Below are 16,571 nucleotides of genomic sequence, written 5' to 3'. Positions count from 1 at the left end.
TCGTGCGCAAGGTCCTGATCGCTGTCGTCGCCACGGGCATGTCCCTGGCCCTCGTCAGCCCGGCGGAGGCCAAGACGCCCCGCCACTTCTCGATCGGCGCCCACGCCGACAACCGCAAGATGGACCTCGACTCGAGCACCGGTGGCAACCGCACCACCAACATCGTCGGGCGGGTCAAGGCCAAGGGCGTCAAGCTCAAGGGCAAGAAGGTGCGCCTGTACGCGACCAACTTGCACACCGCCAACGGTGGCAAGCGCTCGCTGGGATCGGCCAAGCTCACCTCGAAGGGCCGCTTCAGCAAGAAGTTCGCCCCGGCCGAGGGCGGTCAGTACCGCATCGACATCGTCAAGAGCTCGAGCGGACGTGTGAAGGGCCGCACCAAGTCGATCGTCGTGGGCGTCTACGAGTGGCCCCTGCTCGACCGCTTCTACCGCGACGACGCGAGCAACCCCGACCCGGCACGGCGCCTCGTCGGTCGGGCCGACCGCGAGCTGACCTCGTCCGGCTCCTACTGGGGGATGTCGTACGCGATCGCCAGCGGTGGCAGTGCGGTCTTCGACATCAGCGGCTTCGCGTGCTGGCGCTTCAACATGAAGATCGGCCTCTCGCGACTGTCCCGCGCGTCGGAGGGAACGGCCGTGGTCTCGCAGGGCGGTCGCGAGCTGGCCCGCATCAACCTCGACCGCGGAGGTTTCTGGGAGCCGTCGCGCTCGGTGTCCGAGACGCTCAGCCCCGACCTGCCCCTGGTCGTGTCGGCACCGGCGGTCGACGAGGCCAACGGTGCGCCGGTCGCGCGCTTCGTGCTCGGCAACCCGAAGGCGTCGTGCACCTACCCGGGACGCACCACGCCCTACCGCTGAGGCGTTCGTGCTGGCCCGGGCTAGCCGATGTCGAGGATCCGGCGCAGGAACTGACGAGTGCGCTCCTCGGACGGGTCACCAATGACCTGGGCGCTGGTGCCGTGCTCGACCACGACGCCGCCGTCGATGAACAGCACCTGGTCGGCCACCTGCTCGGCGAAACGGATCTCGTGCGTCACGATGACGGTCGTCCACCCCTGCGACGCGAGGTCCTTGATGACCGCCAGCACCTCGCCGACCAGCTCGGGGTCGAGCGCAGACGTCGGCTCGTCGAACAGGACGACCTCGGGTCGCAGGGCCAGCGCCCGGGCGATGCCCACGCGCTGCTGCTGACCGCCCGACAGCTCGAAGGGGTGCTGGTCGGCCTTCTCCGACAGACCGACCTGCTCCAGCAGCTGACGCGCATCGGCGACGGCCTCGTCGACCGGACGCTTCTGCACCTGGACCGGACCCTCGATGACGTTCTCGAGCACGGTCTTGTGCGGGAAGAGGTTGTGCGACTGGAAGACCATGCCGCTCTGGGCCCGCAGCCGGGACGTCTCGGCGCGCGCCTTCTTGCCCGCCGGCAGCGTGGCGAAGTCGATCTCGACGTCGCCGATGCGCACGAGACCGGCGTCGGGGGTCTCCAGCACGTTCAGCGCGCGCAGCAGCGTCGTCTTGCCCGAGCCCGACGGGCCGAGCACCGCGGTCGTCGTGCCCGACGACGCGGCGAAGTCGACACCTCGCAGGACGTGGTTGTCGCCGAAGGCCTTGGTCAGGCCCGTGACGGCGACGAGGGGTCGGGAGGTGTCGGTCATCTGGCCACGAACCTGTTCAGTCGGGTCTCGATCCGTCCTTGGCCCGCCGCGAGCGCGGCGCACACGACCCAGTAGTACAGGGCGGCCAGGAGGTACAGCGGGAAGAACACCTGGGCCGCCGAGGCGGCGATCTGGGCCTGACGGAACAGCTCGGTCACCAGCACGACCGACAGCAGCGACGTGTCCTTGAGCAGCGAGATGAGGGTGTTCGACAACGGCGGCACGGCCGTGCGCGCGGCCTGCGGGAAGACGATGCGCCGCAGGGTCTGCCAGTAGCCCATGCCGATCGTCGCGGCCGCCTCGAACTGGCCCTTGGGGACCGACAGGATCGCCGACCGGACGATCTCGGCCGCGTAGCCGCCGACGTTGAGGCTCAGGGCCAGCACCGCCGCGGGCCACGACGGCAGGTCGATGCCGATCTCGGGCAGGCCGTAGAACACGATGAACAGCTGCACCAGCAGCGGCGTGCCGCGGATGACCGAGATGTACGTCCGGGCGATCCCGCGCAGCACGCGGCTGCCCGAGATGTTGGCCAGGGCGGCGGCCACCGCCAGCACCAGACCGACGGCGAAGCTCACGATCGTGATGGGGATCGTGGCGATCAGCAGCTTCTGCAGCATCGGCCACGCGGAGTCCTTGACGATCTGGGCGTCGCTGCGGACGGCCCGGCCGCCGGACAGGTCGGCCTCACCGGAGTTCTCGACCGAGACGTCGATCTTGAAGTACTTCTTCGAGATCTTGGCCAAGGTGCCGTCGGCCTTCAGCGCCGCCAGGGCGTCGTCGGCCTGCTGCAGCAGCTGCGTGTCGTCCTTGCGGAAGGCGAGCTTCTGCTCGCTGACCTCGTCGCCGGCGTTGCCGGCGATCTCGATCTTGTCGGTGCCCGTCGTGTTGAGGTAGTCGAGCGCAGCGAGGTTGTCGTTGATGAGAGCGTCGACGCGGCCCTGCACGACCAGCGCGGCGGCCTGGGCGAAGCCCTCGACGCCCTCGACCTTGGCTCCGGCCTTGCGCGCCAGCTCGGCGTAGTTGGTCGTCAGCGACTGCGCGGTGGTCTTGCCCTTGAGGTCGGAGAGCTTCGTGATGCCCTTCTCGCCCTTCTTGACCACGATCACGCCGCGCGAGTACGTGTAGGTGTCGGACAACCCGTACCGTGCGGCGCGCTCGGGGTTGTCGGTGACCTGGTTGGCGATGACGTCGATGCGTCCGGCCTCGAGGGCGGCGAAGATCGCGTCGAAGGTGGTCTCGACGAACTGCAGTCGCCAGCCGGCCTTCTTGGCCACGGCCTTGATGACCTCGACGTCGTAGCCCGTCAGCTTGTTGGTGTCGGACTCGTGGAACGAGAACGGCGGGTACGTGCCCTCCGTGCCCACGCGGACGACCGGGCGGTCGTCCTGGGCCGCGACCGCGGCACCGGAGGGCGTCACGACCAGGACGAGCATCAGCAGCGCGAGCACTCGGAGTGCGTGGCGCATCGGTTCCCCCTCGTGACGGCCGGAGCATCGGTGCTTCGACGGTAGGGGGATGCTAGCCGTCGCGCACGGCGACCCGGCGCATCTCCGCCATCTGGGACGGCGCGGCGGCCGGCGACGTCAAGGCAGGTACGCGACGCCGATCTCGATCTCGGCCCGTCCGCCGCCCTCGACACGACCCAGCACCTCGATGCGGTCGGCGGTGACGGCGTCGTCGTTCTGGTCGCCGATGAAGTGCAGGCCGACCTCGCCCGCACGCAGCGCCGTCGAGAGGACGACCCCATCGCTCATCTGGCCGTCCTTGCGCTTCCAGGCCCAGTGGCCGACCTTCGTGTCGCCGGCGTAGGCCGTGGCGACCATCCGGGAGACCTGGTCGGCGTCGACGGGGTTGAACCACAGCCGCAGGCTCTCGAGACCGTCCACCGCGAAGGTGTAGCCCCCGCCGCTGGAGAACTGCCACCGCGCCGTCTGGTCGGACTGGCGCTCGACCGTGGACGGGCCGACGGCCGTGAAGTCGTCCCCGGCGAGGTAGACGTAGTCGCGGTGGGCCGACAGGGGCCGGGACACGCGCTCGGGCGGACGTCCGGTGGCCTCGCGCACCCGCCGTGACGGCGCGGGGTCGCGCGACGCCACGACGATCGACCAGGCGTTGGCGAGCGGCTCGACGTGGTGGGCGTAGAGGCCTGCGCCGTCGAGCATGCCCTTCAGCCGGTCGACGTCGAAGACCGAGACGTGGCCCCACGCGCCCTCGATGCGTCCGTGCATCGGCACCGAGAAGAGCAGGTCGGCACCCTCGGGCAGGGCGTCGGCCAGGGTCTTGAGGGCCAGCTCGGCGTCGGGGACGTGCTCGAGCACCTCGCAGCAGATGACCAGCGTCGCGCCGGTGGCCGCGATGCGCTCGCGCGTCAGGGTGTAGAGGTCCTGCGCCTCGAGCTCGAGCGTCTCGGGGGCGAGGCCGTTGACCGCGAACAGACCGGTCGCCGTGGGGATGTAGCGGTCGATGATGTCGATGCCGAAGTACTTCTTGATGCCGCGGTCCTTGATGAGCGACGCGGCGAGCAGCCCGTGGCCGAAGCCGACGTCGAAGACGACCTCGCCCTCGCGCGCGAAGTCGACCGTGCGCCGGAACCGCAGGCGGTTCTTGCGGTTCTCGGGCTTCAGCTCGCGGCCGTCGGGCAGCGTGTACTCGAGCTCGGCGAGGGTGTCGGCGTAGGCGTGCCACGCGTCGAGCTCGTGGCCGAACACGCGGTCGGCGCCGCGCCGGGTCATCCGCTCGTAGGCGTCGAGCAGCAGCCAGCCGGCGCGGACCGCAGCGACCTCGGTGGGGTCGTCGCCCTCGCGGTCGATCGTCCCCTCACCCCGCGGGTGGTCGCCGACCTCGCGCAGCAGACGTCCGGCGACGCCGTACGGCCCGTACTGGCGGGCCTGCTTGACGGCGGGTGCCGGCGCGGGAGCCGGCGACGAGGACAGCCGGCTGCGAAGCCTGGACAGAGGGGAAGCCATGGCCGCGACTATATCGGCTGCGGCATCCCTATCCCGGTCGCAGCGCCCGCTCCCGCAGGCATGACGAGGGCCCACGACCGTGACGGTCGTGGGCCCTGCGACGAGCCGATCTACTTGATCGAGATCTTCTTGCTCTTGACGGTCTTGGCGAGGACCCGCGAGTCACCCGAGTAGACGATCGTGAAGGCCTTCTTGCCCTTCTTCAGCTTCTTGAGCTTGATCGTGGCCTTGCCCCGCTTGAGCGTCACGGTCTTGAGCTTCTTGCCGCCCAGCTTGATCGTGACCTTGCCCGACGGAGAGACACCCGACGCCTTGACCGTGACCGTCAGCGTCGCCGACTTCTTGCCGGCCTTGGCCGACACCTTGATCGACGGCTTGACCTTGGCGGGAGCCGACGGCGCCGGCGGACCGACGACCGGCGGGGTCACCACGGGCGGCTGCGCCACCGGCGCGACCGTGACCGGCTGGAGCGGGGTCGCCGTCCCCGCCGTCCCCACGACCGTGTTCGCGTCGGCGAACGAGGTCTTGCCGAGGTACCAGTTCTGGGGCCCGGCAGCAGTGACGGCTGCTGCGGCGGCGCGAGAGAACGCGGCCCCTCCGGACTGCGGACCGCAGTCGAAGCGGACCTTGTACTCGCCGGTCGGCAGCTCGCCGATCAGGTAGGTGGCAGCCTCGTAGTTCGCTTCACCGAAGTACGGGTCGGACTGGTCGGCGTCATCGACGGCATAGGCCACGGGCTCGACGCAGCCGATCGGTCGCGTGAGCGTGCCGGTGATGGCCACGGAAGGCGCCAACGCGGCGTTGACCGTCTTGACGTCACCGAAGTCGATGTCGATGGCCGGTGCAGCCTCGCCGCTCGCCACGGTCACGTTGCCGTTGAACTCCGAGAAGTGAAGTCCGCTCTGGTCCGTGAACGTCACGCGGTAGGTGCCTTCGTCGTCGACCTCGACGTCGTAGGCGCCGTTGCTGTCGGTCGTGTCGCTCCCGGCGAAGCCCCATGTGTCGCCGTCGTCGGAGGAGAACTTCTGCTCGACCTCGACGGCGATGCCGCTGAGCTCGGCGTTGTCGCTCGTGTCCGTGACGACACCCTTGATGTCAGCCGTAGTGGGGCTCGGGGCGAGCGTCGCGTCCACGCCGGGGGTGGTCTCGCCGGCCGTCACCGTGACGCCGCCGGCATCGGCGAGCGTCTTCTGGTCGTCCCAGTACTCGGAGACCAGGTCGTTGCCGCCGCAGTCGGAGAACTTGAGCTTGTAGGTGCCGGGCGTCAGACCCTCGAGCGAGTAGTCGCCGTTCTCGTCGGTGGTGCCCAGGTCGGGCTCCGGGCGGCTCTCGTCGTACGTGCCGTCGACCAGGCCGTAGGCCTCGACGCAGACGTCGACGATCTTGGCGTCGGGCCCGGTCACGGTGCCGGCAATGCTGCCGCCCAGCTGCAGGTCGGCGTTCGCGACCTCGGTGTCGCCGGGCTCCACGGTGAACGTGGTGGCAGTCGCGGAGTAGACGGACGGCTGGTCGTCATAGAACTCGGGCGCGTACGTGGTGCCCTCGTCGTTGAAACCGATGCGGTACGAGCCGGCCGGCAGGGTGTTGATGCGGTAGCTGCCGTCCTCGTCCGTGAAGGCGTAGCTCTGGGAGGACTCCCAGCTGGTGACGCCGCCGCTGACGACCTTGCGGTAGGCGGAGACGGCGACGCCGGCGAGGGGGTCACCGTCGGCGGTGACCACGCCCGACACGATCGCTGCGGGCGTCAGGGCCGCGTCCTTGGCGGTGACCACGTTGCCGTTGAGGATGGTGATGGTGGTCGCTCCCGTGGAGTCCTCCCGGTCGAACGGGATGTCGTCGTAGTACTCGTGAAGGAAGTCGTCCTTGCTGAAGTCGAGCTGGTACTCGCCGTCGCGCAGACCGGTCACGACGTAGCTGCCGTCGGAGTCCGACGTCGCCTCGCGCTCGTACCGGTAGCGGCCGAGCTCGAGGCGCGACACGATGACGCGGACGCCGTCGAGCGCACCAGCGCCGTCCTGCGCGGTCGTGCCGCCGATGGAGCCGCCGAGCGTCAGGTCGAGCGCGGGCACCGTGACGTCGGTGCCGTCGACGTCAAACGGCGCCGACTCCTTCACGGCGTACGGAGTGCTGCCGTCATCGGCCGACGGTCCACCAGACTTGACCCGGTAGGTCCCGGGATCGACGTCGGCGAACGCGTAGCCGCCACCGTTGAAGTAGTCGCTGTTCTCGTACTCCCAGTCGATGTCTCCGCCGCGATCGACGCGCCGCTCGAGGGTGACGGGGATGTTGACGAGGTCCTCGTCACCGCTGAGCGCGACGGTTCCGCTGACGGTGGCGGGATCCCCCGGCGCGGCGGAGGCCGGCACGAAGGCCAACGGCCCGAGGACGAGGGCGAGGGCCGCGAGGAGCGCGACGACGAGTCGCGGGGCGAGAGGTCGCCTCGCCTCGACGATGGACGGTGATGACGACATGCAGGACTCCCGATGATGGATGACGAGCTGTCAGTCAATGCCAGTTACGGGACCTTCGTCCCCGAACGTCCGAAGACCATCACGAATGACTAGGTCGACCCATCACATCGGCAAACCGTCGATGAGGTCGCCCTACCCCTTGCGCTGCAGGAACGCCGTCATCGCCTCACGCGCCTCGTCGCTGCCGAACAGCTCGCCCGACAGGGTCGCGAGCTGCTCGCCCAGCGCGTCGATGCGGGCGACGAGATCGTGGTTGAGCAGCCGCTTGGTCTCGCGGAGGCCCTGCGGACGTCCCTTGAGCAGGTCGCCGAGGGAGCGGGCGACCTCGGCCTGCAGCTCGACATCGACCACGGACCGCGTGACCAGACCGACGGCGACCGCCTCGGGCGCGTCGAACGTCCGCGCGGTGAGGAACAGGTCGGCCGCCGCACGATCGGTCAGCCGCGGAAGCAGCGACGCCGAGATCACGGCGGGCGCGAGCGCCAGGCGCACCTCGGTCAGCGCGAAGGTCACCGACTCGGCCGCCAGCACGATGTCGGCAGCACCCACGATGCCGAGGCCGCCGGCCCGCACGGGCCCGCCGAGCTCGACGACGACCGGCTTCGACAGCGTCGCGATCTGACGCTGCAGCGCGATCAGCGCCTTCGCGCCCTCGACCATGCCGCCGCTGGCGGCCTCGGACAGATCGGCGCCCGAGCAGAACACCCGACCGGCCGATCGCACCAGCACGGCTCGCGTCGCGGCGTCCACGTCGGCGGCGGCCAGGTGCTCCGCGAGCTCCGACACCAGCTGCCGGCTGAGGGCGTTGCGGTTGTGCTCGCTGTCGAGCGTGATGGTCGCGACGTCGTCGACGACCTCGAGGTGGACGAGCTCGGTCATGTCAGGGTTCCTCCTGCGTGGGTGCGGCCGGCTAGTACGACTTGGGCAGTCCGAGGCTGAACTGGGCGACGAAGTTGAGCGCCATCTCGCGACTGACCGGGGCGATGCGCGACAGGCGCGACCCGGCGAGCATCTGCACGAGACCGTACTCGTTGGCCAGGCCGTTGCCGCCGTGGGTCTGGATGGCGCGGTCGACCGCATTGCAGACGGCCTCGCCGGCAGCGTACTTGGCCATGTTGGCGGCCTCGGCCGCCCGCATCACGTCACCTGCGGCGTAGAGCGCCGCTGCCTTCTGCGTCATGAGCCGCGCCATCTCGATCTCGATGTGCGTCTGCGCCAGCGGATGCGAGATCGCCTGGTGCGCACCGATCGGCGCGTCCCACACCGTGCGCTGCTTGGCGTACTCCGACGCCTTGGCCAGCGCCAGCCGTGCCGTGCCCAGCGCAAACGACGCGGCCATGATGCGCTCGGGGTTGAGCCCCGCGAAGAGCTGCTCGATGCCGGCCCCCTCGCCACCGATCAGCGCGCCCGCCGGCACGCGCACGTCGTCGAAGAACAGCGTGAACTGCTTCTCGGGCGACACGATGCCCATGTCGATCTCCTGGTACGTGAAGCCCTCGGAGTCCGTCGGGACGAGGAACAGCGCGGGCTTGAGCTTGCCGCTGCGCGCGTCCTCGGTGCGAGCCACGACCAGCACGTGGCTGGCCTCGTCGACCCCCGAGATGTACGTCTTGGTGCCGGTGAGCCGCCAGCCGTCCGCCTCGCGGAACGCGGTCGTGATGATGTTGTGGGAGTTGGAGCCGGCATCGGGCTCGGTGATCGAGAACGCGAACGTCGACGTCCCGTCGGCCAGCCCCGGCAGCAGCGCCTGCTTCTGCTCGTCGCTGCCGTACTGGGCGATGATCGTGCCTACGATCGCGGGCGACACGACCATCAGCAGCAGGGGGCTTCCCGCCGCGGCGAGCTCTTCGCAGACGGCCGCGAGGTCGCCGATGTCGCCGCCGCCTCCCCCGTACTCCTCGGGGATCGCGACGCCGAGGAAGCCGTTGCGGCCGGCCTCGGACCACAGCTCGGTGGTCTTCTTGCCGGCGCGGGCTGCCTGCTCGAAGTAGTCGCGACCGTACTTGGCGCCGAGGGCTGCGACGGACCTGCGGAGCGCCTGGCGCTCCTCGGACTCGGTGAAGGCGATGGTCATGGCTTCTCTCCTTGGGGGCTCTCGCCCGTCGAAACGTCGATCACGGCCAGGACCGCGCCGGACTCGACCTGCGAGCCGGCCGTGACCGAGAGCTGGGTGACGACGCCGTCGGTCGGCGCCGTGATGGTGTGCTGCATCTTCATGGCCTCGAGCACCACGACGACATCGCCCGTGCGGACGTCCTGACCGTCCACGACGGCCACCTCGACGACGGCGGCGGGCATCGGCGCGAGCAGCGACCCCTCGGCGACCACGTCGGCCGGGTCGACGAAGACCGGCACGGCGACGAGGTCGACCGCGCCGTGCGGCCCGTCGACGTCGACGCTCCCGGTGCCCACCGAGACCACATAGGCCTCGACGACTCCCGCGACGTCGAGCACGACCCGTGTCGGGGTCGCCTCGACGACGGTGACGTCGTCGAGGTCGTGCAGCACAGGCCCGGCCGAGTAGGGGATCGTCACCTCCGCCCCGCCGGTCGAGAGGACGTACGTCCGCGTGCGCGGCTGGCTCGGCACGTTGCGGTACGCCGTCGGGATGCGGCCCAGCACCGTCGCGCCCGTCGAGGCGGAGGTCGCCTCGGCGAGCGCGGCCGCGGACGCAGCCCTGCGCACCTGCCCCTCGTCCATGCGGGGCGCCGTCCAGGCCTCGAGGCGGTCGTCGAGCAGCGTCGTGCGCAGCCGCGCCGCCGCGAAGTCGTCGTCGGCGAGGATCGCGCGCAGGAACTCCCGGTTGGTCGTCACGCCGTGGATGCGCGAGCGGCGCAGCACTCCGCCGAGGCGTCGGACGGCGGCCGACCGGTCGGGGCCGTGAGCGACGATCTTGGCGATCATGGCGTCGTAGTGGATGCCGACCGCCGAGCCGGCCTCGACACCGGAGTCGACCCGTATGCCGGGGCCCACGGGGACGTCGAACGTCCGCAGCGTGCCGGTCTGCGGCTGCCAGTCGTCGGCCGGGTCCTCCGCGTAGAGGCGCACCTCGACCGCGTGACCGGCCGGCTGGGGCACGTCGCCGACCAGCGGCCGCCCCTCGGCCACGGCGATCTGCAGCGCTACGAGATCGAGCCCGAAGACCGCCTCGGTGACGGGGTGCTCGACCTGCAGCCGGGTGTTCATCTCCAGGAAGAACACCTTCTCGCCCGCGACCATGAACTCGACCGTGCCCGCGCCGACGTAGTCGACGGCCTCGGCCGCCGCGCGGGCCGCGTCGTGCAGGACGCCACGGACGCTGTCGGACAGCCCCGGGGCCGGGGCCTCCTCGACGACCTTCTGGTGGCGCCGCTGGATCGAGCAGTCGCGGTCGCCGACGACCCAGACCGTGCCGCGGGTGTCGGCCATGACCTGCACCTCGACGTGCCGCGCGGCCTCGAGGTAGTGCTCGACGAAGACCGTCGGGTCGCCGAACGCCGACGCCGCTTCGGCGGACGCCTGCTCGATCGTGCGCTCGAGCTCGTCGAGCTGCCGGACGACGCGCATGCCGCGACCGCCCCCGCCCGCCGATGCCTTCACCAGTACCGGCAGGTCGGCAGAGGTGACCGCGCCGGGCTCGAGTCGTCCGAGCTGGGGGACGCCAGCGTCGAACATCAGCTCCTTGGCGCGGATCTTGTCGCCCATCGCATCGATGGCCTGAGGTGTCGGCCCGATCCAGGTCAGCCCCGCCGCCTCGACGTCGCGCGCGAACCGGGCGTTCTCCGACAGGAAGCCGTAGCCGGGGTGCACGGCGTCGGCACCGGCCTTGAGCGCCGCCGCGATCACGAGGTCGCCCCGCAAGTAAGTCTCGTTCGGCGCGCTGCCGGGAAGCCGGACCGCGACATCGGCCTCGCCCACGAAGGGCGCGGACTCGTCGGCGTCCGAGAACACCGCGACGGTCGAGAGGCCGAGCTCTCGGCACGTGCGGAACACCCGCCGAGCGATCTCCCCCCGATTGGCCACCAGCACCGATGAGATGTGGGTCGTTGCTGTTGGTTCCGGCGTCGTGGACTGGCCGAAGGTGCCCACTTCTTGCGGGTTGCTGGCGTTCACAGGCGGAACACTCCATATCCCTCGGCGCCCTGGACGGGGCGGGTGTTGATGGCGCTCAGGCAGATGCCGAGGATGGTGCGGGTGTCGCGCGGGTCGATGACCCCGTCGTCGTAGAGCATCCCGGACGTGAAGTACGCCAACGACTCCTTCTCGATCTGCTCCTCGATGTAGGCGCGCATCGCGACGTCGCCCTCCTCGTCGTACGGCTGGCCCTTGGCCTCGGCGGCCCCACGGGCGACGATCGAGATGACGCCGGCGAGCTGCGCAGGGCCCATGACGGCCGACTTGGCGTTGGGCCAGCTGAACATGAAGCGCGGGTCGTACGCGCGTCCGCTCATGCCGTAGTGGCCGGCCCCGTACGACGCGCCCATCACGACCGACAGGTGCGGGACGGTCGAGTTGCTGACTGCGTTGATCATCTGGGCGCCGTGCTTGATGATGCCGCCCTGCTCGTACTCGGCGCCGACCATGTAGCCCGTCGTGTTGTGCAGGAACAGCAGCGGGGTGTCGATCTGGTTGGCCAGCTGGATGAACTGCGCCGCCTTCTGCGCCTCCTCGCTGAACAGCACGCCCTGCGCGTTGGCGAGGATGCCGATGGGGTGGCCGTGCAGGCGGGCGTAGCCCGTGACGAGCGACGTCCCGTAGAGCGGCTTGAACTCGTCGAACGGCGCCGACCCGTCGGGAGTGCCGTCGACGATGCGCAGGATGACCTCGCGCGGGTCGAACGGGACCTTGAGATCGGTCGGGACGATGCCGAGCAGCTCCTCCGGATCGTGCACCGGCTCGGCGTAGGTGGGCTCGGGCGTGGTGCCCTGCTTGCGCCAGTTGAGGTTCTTGACGATCGAGCGACCGATGCGGATCGCGTCGCGCTCGTCCACCGCGAGGTAGTCGGCCAGGCCCGACTGGCGGGCGTGCATCTCGGCCCCGCCGAGCGACTCGTCGTCGGACTCCTCGCCCGTGGCCATCTTGACCAGCGGCGGCCCGCCGAGGAAGACCTTGGCTCCCTCCTTGACCATCACGACGTAGTCGCTCATGCCCGGCACGTAGGCACCGCCGGCCGTCGAGTTGCCGAAGACGAGCGCCACCGTCGGACGACGGTCGGCACTGGCGCGGGTGATGTTGCGGAACGAGCGACCGCCGGGGATGAAGATGTCCTTCTGCGTCGGCAGGTCGGCACCACCGGACTCGACCAGGTTGACGGTCGGCAGCCCGCACTCCTCGGCGATCTGCGCCGCTCGCTGCACCTTGCGCAGCGTGCTCGGATTGGTCGAGCCGCCCTTGACGGTGGGGTCGTTGGCCACGACCAGCACCTCGACGCCCTCGACGACGCCGATGCCCGTCACGACCGAGGCCCCCACCGCGAAGTCGGTGCCCCAGGCCGCGAGCGGCGACAGCTCGAGGAACGGTGAATCAGCGTCGATCAGCAGCTCGATGCGCTCGCGCGCCGTGAGCTTGCCGCGCCGGTGGTGGCGCTCGATGTTGCGCTCGCCCCCCGCGCCCACCGCCAGGCGGTGCTGCTCGGCCAGGTCGGCGATGCGCTCGAGCATCCGCTCGCGATTGGCGCGGTAGTTCTCCGAGGAGGTGTCGGCGGCGGTCTTCATCACAGTCCCATCAGCTTGGCGGCCAGATCGGTCATGACCTCGGTGGCGCCGCCGCCGATGCCGAGGATGCGGGCGTCGCGGTAGTGGCGCTCGACCTCGGACTCGCGCATGTAGCCCATGCCGCCGAAGATCTGGACGGCCTCGGACACGACCCACTCGCACGCGGCGACCGAGACGTTCTTGGCCACGACGGCCTCCAGCAGCGGCGACTCGCCTGCCGCGGCCTTCTCGACGGCCTCGCGCGTCAGGGCACGGGCGGCGGCGGTGCGGCTGTGCATCTCGACGAGCTTGTGGCGGATCACCTGACGCGTCACGAGCGGCTTGCCGAACGTCTCCCGCTGCTTCGAGTACTCGATCGCGAGGTCGAGCGAGCGCTGCGCCGTCGCGTAGGCCTGGGTCGCCAGGCTGAGGCGCTCGTTGACGAACTGGTTGACGATCAGCCCGAAGCCGCCGTCGACCTCGCCGACGATGTTGGCCGCCGGCACCCGCACCTCGTCGAACGTGAGCTCGGCGGTGTCGGAGCAGTGCCAGCCCATCTTGCGCAGCGGCTTCGACACCGTGAACCCCGGCAGCCCCTTGTCGATCACCAGCAGGCTGATGCCGCCGAAGCCGCTGCCGCCGGTGCGCACCGCGGTGGTCACGAAGTCCGATCGCACGCCCGAGGTGATGAAGGTCTTCGCGCCGGTGACGACGTACTCGTCGCCGTCTCGCACGGCTCGCGTCGTCAGCCCCGAGACGTCCGAGCCGCCGCCGGGCTCGGTGATGCCGAGCGATCCGATCGTCTCGCCGGCCAGCGTGGGCCGCACGTAGCGGTCGACGAGGTCGGCGTTCTTGCTGTCCACGATGTGCGGGATCGCGATGCCGTGCGTGAACAGGCTCGCGAGCAGGCCGGTCGAGCCGCCCCCGGCCATCACCGCCTCGGTCATGATCGTCGCGTCGATGATGTCGCCGCCGGACCCGCCGACCTCCTCGGCGAACCCGATGCCCAGCAGGCCCGCGGCCGCCGCCTTCTGGTGCAGCTCGCGCGGCAGCAGGCCGGCGTCCTCCCACGCCGGCAGGTGCGGCGCGATCTCCTTCTCGGTGAACGACGTCACCATCTCGCGCAGGGCGATGCGTTCGGGGGTGTTCCAGACGTTCACGGTCGTGCCTCCGGTGCGGGATCGGTCAGGTGGGTCGGGAGCAGGGCGGACGGGACGTCGACGACGCGGGCGCGGAGCCACTCGCCGACACCCTTGGCCTGGGGGTCGAGCCGCGTGGACGATGCGACGCCCTCGCCGAGCAGACCGTGCACGACGACGTTGACGGCCCGCAGGTTGGGCAGGGGATGCACCTCGACGTCGAGCGTCGCGGCCTCGGGCAGCAGCTCGCGGACGGTCGCGACGTCGAGCAGGCCGACGAGCCAGGCGTAGGCGTCGTCACGGGCGGGGTGGTCGGCCGGGACCCAGACCCCGATGTTGGCGTCGCCGCCCTTGTCGCCCGACCGCGCGTGCGCCAGACGTCCGAGCGGAACTCGTGTCGTCCCGCCCACCGACCGCGCGAGTGGTGCGTTCCCGTCCCCGAGTGGTGCGGAGCGGACCGACTCGCCGTCTCGTTCTGTCCACTCCGCACCACTCGCGGAGGTGGGGCTCGCGGGGGTGGGGGGTGGGGGGATGTCCTCGCGGCGGCCGTCGGCGTGGACGACGACGTGCGGCACCTCGGGCTGCGCGACGTAGGCGGCGCGGTAGACGCCGTAGGGGGTGCCGGCCGCGGGCGGCCGCGAGACGCTGAAGCCGGGGTACGACGCGAGCGCCAGCTGGATCGCCGCATCGCTGAAGGCGCGACCGACCGGCTCGGGCGTCGCGCTGCGCACGTGCAGCCTGAGCAGCGACGTCGCCCGCGCCTGGGTGTCGGGATCGGCCGAGTCGGTGCGGTCGAGGTGCCACTCGACCGACTCCGGCCGGACGCCCGCCGCGAACGCGGCCTCCAGCTGCTGCTCGATGAGCGTGGCCTTCTGCGGGACGTCCAGACCCGTCAGCAGGAAGTCGACGGAGTTGCGGAAGCCGCCGAGCGCGTTGAGGCACACCTTCGTGGTGGCCGGAGGCGGCTCGCCCACGACGCCCGAGATCGCCACGCGGTCACGGCCGAGCTGCCGCAACGACATCGAGTCGAGCCGCGTCGAGACGTCGGGGCCGAGGTAGACCGGCGACTGGATCTCGTACACGAGCTGGGCCGTGACGGTGTCGACCGTGACCGCACCGCCCGTGCCCTCGTGCTTGGTGATGACGACCGACCCGTCGGCGGCGACCTCCGCGACCGGGAACCCGAGAGGTGTCGACATATCGACATTCGCGAAGCCGGAGAAGTTGCCACCCGTCGCCTGGGTGCCGCACTCGATGACGTGACCGGCCACGACCGCGCCCGCCAGCTGGTCGAGATCGTCGCGGCCCCAGCCGAAGTGGGCGATGGCCGGACCGACCACGACCGAGGCGTCGGTGACCCGTCCGGTCACGACGACATCGGCGCCCGCCGAGAGCGCCGCCGCGATGCCGAAGGCTCCCAGGTAGGCGTTGGCCGTCAGCGCCCTGCCACCGGTGCCCTCGTTCAGGCCGAGCTCGTCGGCCCGCCCGCTCAGGTCGTCGCCCTCGACGTGCGCGATCGCGACGTCGAGGCCCTGGTCGGCGGCGATCTCGCGCAGCCTCGCGGCGAGCGCGGCCGGGTTGAGCCCGCCGGCATTGGCCACGATCCGCACGCCGCGCTGCTTCGCCAGCGCCATGCACTCGGTCATCTGGCGGACGAACGTCTTGGCGTAGCCGAGCGACTCGTCCTTCATCCGGTCTCGGCCGAGGATCAGCATCGTCAGCTCGGCGAGGTAGTCGCCCGTGAGGTAGTCGAGGTCGCCGCCCTCGAGCATCTCGCGCATGGCCGAGAGCCGGTCGCCGTAGTAGCCCGAGCAGTTGCCGATGCGGACGACGTCCGTCGATGCGTCCGTGCTCATCGATCGGCCAGCCGGACGGGATCGGCACCCGGCAGGCCCGCGAACGCCTGGACGATCGTGAGCCAGTGGGCGGCGTGTTCCCCCTCGGCCGTCACGTCGACGTCGTCGAGGTGACGGCGCCGGGTCGCGAGCAAGGCGAAGTCGTACCCCGAGCCGGTCACGCGCTCGGCGGCATCGGCCGGGCCCCAGGTCCACGACTCGCCGTCCGGGCCGGTGAGCTCGACGCGGACGTCGACCCCCGGGTCGGGCTCGTCGTGCACGAGGTACGTGTAGCCGCGGGCCCGCACACCGATGTGGCAGACGTGCTTGGCCCGGACGGTCTGCGGTATCGCGATACCCAGCGCCTCGCCGATGTCGTGGCCGTGCGCCCAGGTCTCCATGATGCGCGCCGTGGCCATCGACGTCGGGCTCATGGGCGGCCCGAACCACGGCACCTTCTCGCCCTCGGGCACCGCTCGCAGGGCGGCGTCGAGCTCGACCCGCCCCTCGCGCCACTCCAGCAGCAGGTCGCCGGGCGGGATCAGCGCCGTCTCGGCCGACTGGGCGTCGACGAACCCCGTGGGATCTGAGGCGGCTGCGCGCAGCATCTCGGCGAAGGCCTCCGGATCGTTCAGCGCCGTCAGCGATGCCAGATCGGTCCAGTGCAGGTGGGCGACCTGGTCGGTCACGGTCCACCCCTCGGGGGTCGTGACGGTCGCCCACGCGGGCTCGGCCAGGCCGGCGACCCACTGGTCGAGCTGCATGCTCTCGGCCGTGAGGTCGGACAGGACGTCGTCGAGCGTGCTCATGCGGCTCTCCTTGGACGAA

At 70.6% G+C, this 16,571-nt stretch carries 12 protein-coding genes; 1 reads left to right on the top strand and 11 read right to left on the bottom strand.

The window, feature by feature from the left end:
* The first annotated feature begins 2 nt into the window (after positions 1-2).
* The gene (locus tag DX116_RS06720) at positions 3-860 is read left to right on the top strand and encodes a hypothetical protein (RefSeq protein ID WP_119703364.1); all 858 of its coding nucleotides are present in this window, start codon (positions 3-5) and stop codon (positions 858-860) included.
* 20 nt (positions 861-880) lie between these two features.
* Here DX116_RS06720 and DX116_RS06715 read toward each other — a convergent pair whose 3' ends face one another.
* The 11 genes from DX116_RS06715 to DX116_RS06665 all read right to left on the bottom strand — a co-directional run bounded on the left by DX116_RS06715 (position 881) and on the right by DX116_RS06665 (position 16,552).
* A complete protein-coding gene (locus tag DX116_RS06715) occupies positions 881-1,657 on the bottom strand; it encodes an amino acid ABC transporter ATP-binding protein (RefSeq protein WP_119703363.1) in 777 nt (258 codons plus the stop codon).
* On the bottom strand, positions 1,654-3,126 hold the full coding sequence (locus tag DX116_RS06710) for an ABC transporter substrate-binding protein/permease (RefSeq protein ID WP_119703362.1): 1,473 nt from the start codon (positions 3,124-3,126) through the stop codon (positions 1,654-1,656). Before DX116_RS06710 ends, DX116_RS06715 begins: the two co-directional genes overlap by 4 nt.
* A gap of 117 nt (positions 3,127-3,243) precedes the next feature.
* A complete protein-coding gene (locus tag DX116_RS06705; protein WP_119703361.1) occupies positions 3,244-4,626 on the bottom strand; it encodes a methyltransferase domain-containing protein in 1,383 nt (460 codons plus the stop codon).
* Between the two features lie 110 nt (positions 4,627-4,736).
* The gene (locus DX116_RS06700) at positions 4,737-7,097 is read right to left on the bottom strand and encodes an Ig-like domain repeat protein (RefSeq protein ID WP_119703360.1); all 2,361 of its coding nucleotides are present in this window, start codon (positions 7,095-7,097) and stop codon (positions 4,737-4,739) included.
* A 132-nt stretch (positions 7,098-7,229) separates the two neighbouring features.
* On the bottom strand, positions 7,230-7,976 hold the full coding sequence (locus tag DX116_RS06695; protein WP_119703359.1) for an enoyl-CoA hydratase-related protein: 747 nt from the start codon (positions 7,974-7,976) through the stop codon (positions 7,230-7,232).
* Between the two features lie 31 nt (positions 7,977-8,007).
* Complete coding sequence (locus DX116_RS06690) at positions 8,008-9,171, bottom strand: acyl-CoA dehydrogenase family protein (protein WP_119703358.1); 1,164 nt, start codon at positions 9,169-9,171, stop codon at positions 8,008-8,010.
* On the bottom strand, positions 9,168-11,189 hold the full coding sequence (locus tag DX116_RS06685; protein ID WP_233556588.1) for an acetyl/propionyl/methylcrotonyl-CoA carboxylase subunit alpha: 2,022 nt from the start codon (positions 11,187-11,189) through the stop codon (positions 9,168-9,170). Before DX116_RS06685 ends, DX116_RS06690 begins: the two co-directional genes overlap by 4 nt.
* Positions 11,186-12,790 (bottom strand): acyl-CoA carboxylase subunit beta, encoded by a 1,605-nt coding sequence (locus DX116_RS06680; protein ID WP_119703356.1) that lies wholly within the window; start codon positions 12,788-12,790, stop codon positions 11,186-11,188. Before DX116_RS06680 ends, DX116_RS06685 begins: the two co-directional genes overlap by 4 nt.
* Positions 12,790-13,929 carry an acyl-CoA dehydrogenase family protein gene (locus DX116_RS06675; RefSeq protein ID WP_119703355.1) on the bottom strand — a complete coding sequence of 380 codons (1,140 nt, stop codon included), beginning with the start codon at positions 13,927-13,929 and terminating at the stop codon, positions 12,790-12,792. Before DX116_RS06675 ends, DX116_RS06680 begins: the two co-directional genes overlap by 1 nt.
* Positions 13,926-15,764, bottom strand: a complete 1,839-nt coding sequence (locus DX116_RS06670; RefSeq protein WP_119703354.1) for an acyclic terpene utilization AtuA family protein — start codon at positions 15,762-15,764, stop codon at positions 13,926-13,928. The genes DX116_RS06675 and DX116_RS06670 overlap by 4 nt, the downstream gene beginning before the upstream one ends.
* On the bottom strand, positions 15,761-16,552 hold the full coding sequence (locus DX116_RS06665) for a TIGR03084 family metal-binding protein (RefSeq protein WP_119703353.1): 792 nt from the start codon (positions 16,550-16,552) through the stop codon (positions 15,761-15,763). Before DX116_RS06665 ends, DX116_RS06670 begins: the two co-directional genes overlap by 4 nt.
* Between the last annotated feature and the right edge of the window lie 19 nt (positions 16,553-16,571).

This window comes from Aeromicrobium endophyticum (genome assembly GCF_003586285.1).
Lineage (GTDB): Bacteria > Actinomycetota > Actinomycetes > Propionibacteriales > Nocardioidaceae > Aeromicrobium > Aeromicrobium endophyticum.
The sequence above is the reverse complement of the archived record's forward strand: the minus strand, read 5'-3'. Positions and strand labels throughout refer to the sequence as shown.

Excerpts from the sequence above, each read along its gene's own strand:
- DX116_RS06710 (WP_119703362.1), bottom strand. The coding sequence starts at position 3,126 with ATGCGCCACGCACTCCGAGTGCTCGCGCTGCTGATGCTCGTCCTGGTC.
- DX116_RS06705 (WP_119703361.1), bottom strand. The coding sequence starts at position 4,626 with ATGGCTTCCCCTCTGTCCAGGCTTCGCAGCCGGCTGTCCTCGTCGCCG.
- DX116_RS06715 (WP_119703363.1), bottom strand. The coding sequence starts at position 1,657 with ATGACCGACACCTCCCGACCCCTCGTCGCCGTCACGGGCCTGACCAAG.
- DX116_RS06695 (WP_119703359.1), bottom strand. The coding sequence starts at position 7,976 with ATGACCGAGCTCGTCCACCTCGAGGTCGTCGACGACGTCGCGACCATC.
- DX116_RS06665 (WP_119703353.1), bottom strand. The coding sequence starts at position 16,552 with ATGAGCACGCTCGACGACGTCCTGTCCGACCTCACGGCCGAGAGCATG.
- DX116_RS06690 (WP_119703358.1), bottom strand. The coding sequence starts at position 9,171 with ATGACCATCGCCTTCACCGAGTCCGAGGAGCGCCAGGCGCTCCGCAGG.
- DX116_RS06670 (WP_119703354.1), bottom strand. The coding sequence starts at position 15,764 with ATGAGCACGGACGCATCGACGGACGTCGTCCGCATCGGCAACTGCTCG.
- DX116_RS06700 (WP_119703360.1), bottom strand. The coding sequence starts at position 7,097 with ATGTCGTCATCACCGTCCATCGTCGAGGCGAGGCGACCTCTCGCCCCG.
- DX116_RS06680 (WP_119703356.1), bottom strand. The coding sequence starts at position 12,790 with ATGAAGACCGCCGCCGACACCTCCTCGGAGAACTACCGCGCCAATCGC.